Consider the following 6,699-nt stretch of genomic DNA (forward strand, 5'->3'; position numbering starts at 1 on the left):
ACTCAACGTAATGGTATGGTTTGTACATTGGGCTGAAATTCGATTCGATTTGAGTTTTTAAGACTACATCTCTCTTTATTCACATATGTTGTTGATGATGATATCAATAAAAACCCTGGTATGAATCATATGATGATATACATTACTCAAATTGGAATTTTAGAATTGTTCGATCTTTTTTGTATGAGATTCTGGTCCTAAGTGTGATCTTCAGAATGTTTCATCTTTGAAGTTCTGACAATCTGGCAGACACGCAAAATGTTATGATTTTTGAAGACCCATCCTCACTGAACGAAGGGTTGATGTGTAGTGAACAGGTATTTCTTCCTGATTGTACTGCTGGTTATGCCAGCCTTCTTCTCCTCCGGCATCGTCACAGGTGCTGAAAACGGGGGAATTGATCTAGCCACTGTTGGGTATCTTCAGATTCAGGTTCCGGTTGATGGGGCGCGGGTATACCTGGATCAGGTTTTCATGGGTTTTATTCAGAATGGGGCCATCACGATTCCAATAGATGTGATGGCGACTCCACGGTATTCAAATCTCATCATCGAATACACAGGGTACCAGACATATCTCGGACCGGTCCCAGCCCTGGTCCCTGAGAAAACAGTAACTGTTCTGGTTAATCTGAATAAAACCGGATATGAACGGATGGGAATCATCTCATTTGAGAGCGGGCTTGCTGGTGCTGAACTGTATCTTGATGGTGTAAAGAAAGGGGTAACTCCTGACTCAGGTAATCTTCAGATTCAGACTGTTCCTGTTGGACTGTATGAGTTCACGGTAAAACGGGCGGGCAATCTTTCAATCACCCAGCAGCAGTATGTCTCTTCAAATGCAGTCACCGTATACCGGGTGAAGCTTGAACCTGCGACTACAGGGGATGTTCATATTAATTCCACACCCGAAGGTGCAGGGGTATATCTGAATAACCGCAATGCCGGTCTCACACCTCTTACAATCCCTAATGTTCCGGTTGGAAATCTGACCCTGAAGATCACAAAGGAAGGATATCAGGACTGGGGGAGTGAGGTATCAGTTGTGGGTGCTGAACCGAGCCAGGTGGATGCGGTATTAGTCTCACTTCCTCCAACTCCGACACCAACCTGCCCTGATGTCACGCCATCACCAGAACCAGTACAGCCCCAGGAAAATAGTTCTATATTATATGGGGTTTTCATTTTGGTTGTTGTACTCGTTCTCTGCTGTGTTTTGATCGGAGTCTGGGCTTTCAGAAAACAAAAACCCTGAAGCCTCTCCTATTATTTCTCTCTTTGGTTGAGCGGGTCATCAATAGCAAAGAGTTTTACCCTATTGTTCCCTCAGATCTTCGTACTGGCGGCACATGATATCCATCACCCTGCTGGTCAGAAATATCTGAATATTGGTGGGCTTATGAGTTTTTACTACAATCAAATTCTTGTCATGATAATTGCATTGATCTCATGCGGCATCTGTGTTGCAGACACTCCAGGGGCAATATCTCCTCAAAATGGAGTAAATAATCAGGCTCCCCCTGGTCCTATTGGAAGCGGTTTTTTTGAGTTCAGATCTAATGTCGAAGGTGCCACGGTATTTCTTGATAACCAGACTGTTGGAACAATCAGGGAAGGCTCACTGAAGATCCCTGTTGATGTCTTTGAGAAACCAGTGACCCGCGAACTTCGCATAGAGGCCGGGGGCTATTCTACATATCATGAAACACTGGTGAAAGGTCCCAAAGCAGGAGAGACTATGGTTGTAAGAGGAACCCTTCAGGTTGTTCCGTTAAACCTCACCGGCTCTCTCTCTCTTGCCGTGAGCCCCCCTGGATCAACAGTGAGTATTGATAATGTATCGGCAGGGGTAGTTGATCAGTCAGGAATCATGTCCATCAGGACCATTAACTCAGGCAGCAGGACGATCAAGGTGACCATGCCAGGTTACAAAGATTCAGTTCAGCAAATCTATGTCACCCCGAATCTTGAAAACAAGGTCCGGATCACTCTTGATCCAGTAACAACCGGAACCCTTGATATTTCATCAAATCCTGCAGGGGCGGCTGTTTCCATTAATGGGATGTCATATGGAATCACTCCGGTTACAACAGGAGATCTTGAGCAGGGCTCCTATCTGATCGGATTTAATCTCCCTGGGTATCAGAATGCACAAAGCCAGGTCATCCTGTCGGCTGGACAGCGAGTACCTGTTTCCATATATCTCCAGCCAATACCCACTGCAACTCCGACACCGATACTGACAACCTCTGAACCCACTCCAACCTCTACTCCTACACCAGAAGCAGGGTTTACCCCGGCATTGGTGATTCTGGGATTGCTTTGTGCCTTTGTAATTCAGATAAAAAGAAAATGACATTTTGGTTAAGAGGGACTTGCCTCTTACCCTCTTGGTCCGAATGTCTTCTCAAAGATTTTGTATGTTTCACCGTTTTTGAATGAAACGATCACCTGGACATGATCAGTCCCGTCTGATCCCTGGATCTCTCCGATAGCCCCGATGTTGTTTGCAATCTGCCTGGTCACCAGTTCACCGTTGCCAAGTTTGGCTCTCATATCAATTGAACTGACCAGGGACTGCCCATGTCCTCCTCTGAATGTTCCAGTGATTACCCGGTATATTGGTTCTTTATTTACATCAACAGTGACAGACAGACTGTTTGGTGGTTGGGTGACCGGACCTTCGTACAGTCCCTGATCACTGTTGTTCGTCACTGTGGCAGCTTTCGTTGGTGTTGCAGTAGCAAGGCCTGCCCGTTCGAGTTCTATCTTCTTATCAAGAATGAGATATGAATCACCGTTCATGTATTTGACGATGACCTGAACCCGGTCAGTTCCTTTCGTACCGACAGTTGTTATCTCATTACCTTTCTGTTTACCGAGGTCCTGTTCGATGACTCTGCCGTCACTCAAGGTGATCCTGGCCTGAATTGACTGGACAAGTGTCTGGCCCCTTCCCCCGTCAAAAGTTATGGTAATGTTGGAGTACACCGGGTCTTTCTGGACTGATACCGACACCCCTAGTTCTGCTGGTGGCTCCATAACCTGATTATCAAAGAGGGACGGAGCTGGTGTCTGTGTGGCCGGAGCCTGTGTGACTGGTGGTGGTGTTACGATTGATGTGGGCGCAGGTGTCGGTGGCAGGGTCTGCCCTGATTTGGGAGCTGTCTGCTCTGTGCATCCCGCAACGAGTAGTAACCCTGCAAGTACTCCTGCAATGAGAATAATCTGATATCGATTCATCGTATACAAGAGATGAATTTACTCTATTTGAAGTTATTGTGCTCGAGATCTCTCAGTTTCCATACCTTCAGATATCTGGTCCACAGATACTACACTATCTGCCGGTGAACACCGGATATGGAGGCATAGATGGGAAAACCAACTGAAGGATACGAACAGATCATCAAAAAAGTTATCGAGTCAGGGGCAGCTGAGACTGCTAAGTCCTGGATGGATGCCATTCTTGCAGAAAATGGGCGGATTCCCTTAATATTTGAGCGTATGGCTGAACGGCCAGAAGTACTGGTCTCTCATCTTCTCTATAAAACATCAGTTCTCAAGACAAGCACGCTCGAGCCGAAGTACGTGGAACTCATCAGCTTAGCAGTCTCTTCAGCACTTCGCTGTAATCATTGCACCGATTATCATGTGCAGGCTGCTATCAGGAAGGGAGCAACAAAAGATGAGATTCTCGAAGCCATCCTAATCGCTGGTCTCACATCACAATCAACTGTTCTCGCTGATGCATACCGGACCTATACGGAAAGTATTGAGGAGTGTACTGCCTGTGGGATGAAGATTCCCGAAGAAGATCACTGATTGTCATGGTGGTGGCTGCGAGCCGCCATACTCCCGATACTCTTTCCTTTCGGTCTCACGTGATGGAATTTTTCAGAAGTACGCTCTTTTGGATTGCTATTCCTTCTGATGAGACAGTCAGGTCCGTTTCCTATGAGGTCTTCACGTCTCTCCTGCCTGAGTCCTGCTTTGACAAGGTCATATCCGGCAGGATCACGCCAGGATAAAAATGCCCGCTGGATCCTTTTCTCATCTCCCTTTGCTACATGCACTTTTTTCCCCGTCCTTGGATCGATGCCTGTTGCATACATGCATGTCGAGGTTGTCATGGGTGTAGGAGTGAAATCCTGTACCTGTTCAGTATAGAGATGGTGGTCCCGGAGATATTCTGCAAGCATGATCATATCCCTGACAGTGCATCCCGGGTGGCCTGCCATCAGGTACGGGATAATATACTGCCGTGAATCTTTCCCTTTCTGTGCCTCTTCAAACCTTTTTCGGAATGAATCAAATACGGTAAGGTCTGGTTTGTTCATCAGAATGGTTACATCATGGCTGATATGTTCAGGGGCAATCTTCAGTTGTCCAGAAACATGGGAGCATATCTGTTGCATAATGTCAGGTTCGTCAGGGATCAGGTCATACCTGAGGCCGGAACCGATGAAGACATGTTTCACCCCAGGAACATCCTGGGCTTCACGAAGAAGGGAAAGGTACTGTGAGATTGCGGATCTCCGGGCTTGGCATGTAGTGCATTCACGATCAGAACAAGCCCCCTGTGAACTCCAGCGTTCACACCAGTCACCGTACATGTTTGCGCTTGGTCCGCCGATGTCAGAGATCGTTCCTCTGAATTCTTTCATATCTGCAATCCGGTTTACTTCTCTGAGTACTGACTCCCTGCTCCTGTTCTGGATTATTTTCCCCTGGTGCATGGCGAGAGCACAGAATGAACAGTTCCCAAAGCACCCCCTATGAGAAGTTATTGAAAATCTGATTGATTCGAGTGCAGGAATCGGATCCTGGTATGATGGATGTGCCCTCCGTTTGTATGGGAGATCATAGATCTGATCAAGCCGTTCAGAAGAGAGAGGGAGTGCAGGCCTGTTCTGGATAATGAAGGTTTTTGGGTGACGCTGTAGTATTATCTTTCCCTGGTATGGGTTTTGTTCATTCAATATCTGAATATGACTTTGTGCATACAGGAGGGGATTTGAACTGACATCAGTGAATGAGGGAATCTCAAGGATTTCCTGGTTTATCTCTTCCTTCTTTTCTTCCCACTTCTTTGGGGCTATCTTCCAGCAAGTACCGGGAAGGTTATGAATTGTCTTTATATCTTTGCCGCTTTTGAGATCATCGGCAAGGGTTATGAGTTGTTGTTCACCCATCCCGAAAACCAGGAGGTCGGCTGGTGCATCAGCAAGGAGGGACTGGCGAATCTTATCTGACCAGTAATCATAATGAGCAAATCTTCGCAGGGATGCCTCGACTCCTCCAAGAACAAGAGGTGAGTGAGGGTATATCCTGTGTATCAGATCGGTATACACGAGGGTTGCACGGTCAGGTCTTAACAGGCGGCCTCCTGGAGAAAAAGCATCCTCACTCCGGCGTTTCCGTGCCGGTGTGTAATGGGCCACCATCGAATCCATCGATCCACCTGATACTGAAAAAAAGAGGCCTGGTGGACCCAATGTAGTGAATGCCTCCTCTTCCCTGATATCAGGCTGGGAGATAACTCCTACTGTGTATCCGGCATCCCAGAGTGATCTTCCCAGAAGGGCGGTCGCAGATGCAGGGTGATCAAGGTATGCGTCCCCTGAAATTAGGATGATATCAGGATGATCAATCCCGATACTCTCAAGTTCATCCCGGGAAACAGGAAGAAAATCAGGCTGTGGGAGATGGGTTCTCTCTTGTTGTCCTCTCATGACCGGTATCACGAGCCCGTATTAAGCAAGTTGAATGGTTCCAACGATTCTGAGTTTTTCTCCTTCCAGGTAATGAAGGATAATGACTGTTCCTGATTTAAAGATGAGTTCTTTCTCAAATGAGAGCGTTATCTCTGCTGACCTCCAGTCTCCTCCAGCAGCAACCTTCTGAACCCGACAGGGCAGGAACTGCATCCAGTGACCTGCGTAGAGAACCATCTGCTCCTTGAGCGGTTCTGGCCAATACTGAATGATCTTCGCTGTCCCGGTAATTTCGCATTTACTCTGAATATCTGATGATGCAGTAAGCACATATCCCCGGTCAAGATCATCAGATTCAATCCCCTTGAGAGCAAGCCCGACCCGGTCTCCTGTATGTGCCTCATTCACATCGTCATCGTGTTTTTGAATAGAGCGAATCTGGATTGATTTACCAAGCGGATGAATCGTTACCTGATCATGTTTGTGCACCGTGCCCTCCTGTACACAGCCAAGGATCACAGTCCCGATCCCTTTCACGTTGAAATGGTGGTCGATGGGGATTATTCCTGGAGAATCCGTCTTAACTGCTGGAAGTGCAGCAGCATCTTCCAGAAGTGTTTCACGAAGGACGTTTAGATCATCTGGAAGTACCTTGTACTGTTCAAGGACAGTTCCTTTGATAAGAGGAGATATCTGTGCCACATCGAGATAATTCCTGAGAATCAAATATCCACGTGATAGATGGGCACAGTTCAGTTCAAGAATACATTCACCGAGCTGGGCAGTTACTTTATCGATGACAACAACTGCCATATCAGCAAGCGAGACTGCGTAAAAGAGTGATGACAACTTTTCTGGATACCGGGACGGCTCTATAAGTGTGAGGGTTGCTTCACCTTTCTTAAGGTTGTAGAACGTGATATCTGTTGATGTTCCTTTCTTTCCAATCTCCTTTCCGAAATCTTCAGGTCCGATTATTACGATAT

At 46.8% G+C, this 6,699-nt stretch carries 6 protein-coding genes; 3 read left to right on the top strand and 3 right to left on the bottom strand.

Annotation, left to right across the window (positions count from 1 at the left end; genetic code table 11):
- Nucleotides 1-309: 309 nt before the first annotated feature.
- Both VN429_RS08515 and VN429_RS08520 read left to right on the top strand, forming a co-directional pair.
- On the top strand, nucleotides 310-1,254 hold the full coding sequence (locus tag VN429_RS08515) for a PEGA domain-containing protein (RefSeq protein ID WP_325632124.1): 945 nt from the start codon (nucleotides 310-312) through the stop codon (nucleotides 1,252-1,254).
- A 144-nt stretch (nucleotides 1,255-1,398) separates the two neighbouring features.
- Nucleotides 1,399-2,355: a PEGA domain-containing protein gene (locus tag VN429_RS08520; protein WP_325632126.1), complete on the top strand. Its 957-nt coding sequence runs from the start codon at nucleotides 1,399-1,401 to the stop codon at nucleotides 2,353-2,355.
- Between the two features lie 26 nt (nucleotides 2,356-2,381).
- Here the strand turns inward: VN429_RS08520 and VN429_RS08525 are convergent, their stop codons facing one another.
- Nucleotides 2,382-3,242: a hypothetical protein gene (locus VN429_RS08525; RefSeq protein WP_325632128.1), complete on the bottom strand. Its 861-nt coding sequence runs from the start codon at nucleotides 3,240-3,242 to the stop codon at nucleotides 2,382-2,384.
- A 129-nt stretch (nucleotides 3,243-3,371) separates the two neighbouring features.
- On the opposite strand from VN429_RS08525, the gene VN429_RS08530 reads away from it, so the two are divergent.
- Nucleotides 3,372-3,821 (top strand): carboxymuconolactone decarboxylase family protein, encoded by a 450-nt coding sequence (locus VN429_RS08530; RefSeq protein WP_325632130.1) that lies wholly within the window; start codon nucleotides 3,372-3,374, stop codon nucleotides 3,819-3,821.
- On the opposite strand, the gene VN429_RS08535 is transcribed toward VN429_RS08530, so the two are convergent.
- Nucleotides 3,815-5,731 carry a YgiQ family radical SAM protein gene (locus tag VN429_RS08535; protein WP_325632133.1) on the bottom strand — a complete coding sequence of 639 codons (1,917 nt, stop codon included), beginning with the start codon at nucleotides 5,729-5,731 and terminating at the stop codon, nucleotides 3,815-3,817. The genes VN429_RS08530 and VN429_RS08535 overlap by 7 nt on opposite strands.
- Before the next feature lie 21 nt (nucleotides 5,732-5,752).
- Nucleotides 5,753-6,697, bottom strand: coding sequence for an EF-Tu/IF-2/RF-3 family GTPase (locus VN429_RS08540; RefSeq protein ID WP_325632135.1), 945 nt, complete (start codon nucleotides 6,695-6,697; stop codon nucleotides 5,753-5,755).
- Nucleotides 6,698-6,699 lie beyond the last annotated feature (2 nt).

It is taken from the genome of Methanospirillum sp. (assembly GCF_035560735.1).
Lineage (GTDB): Archaea > Halobacteriota > Methanomicrobia > Methanomicrobiales > Methanospirillaceae > Methanospirillum.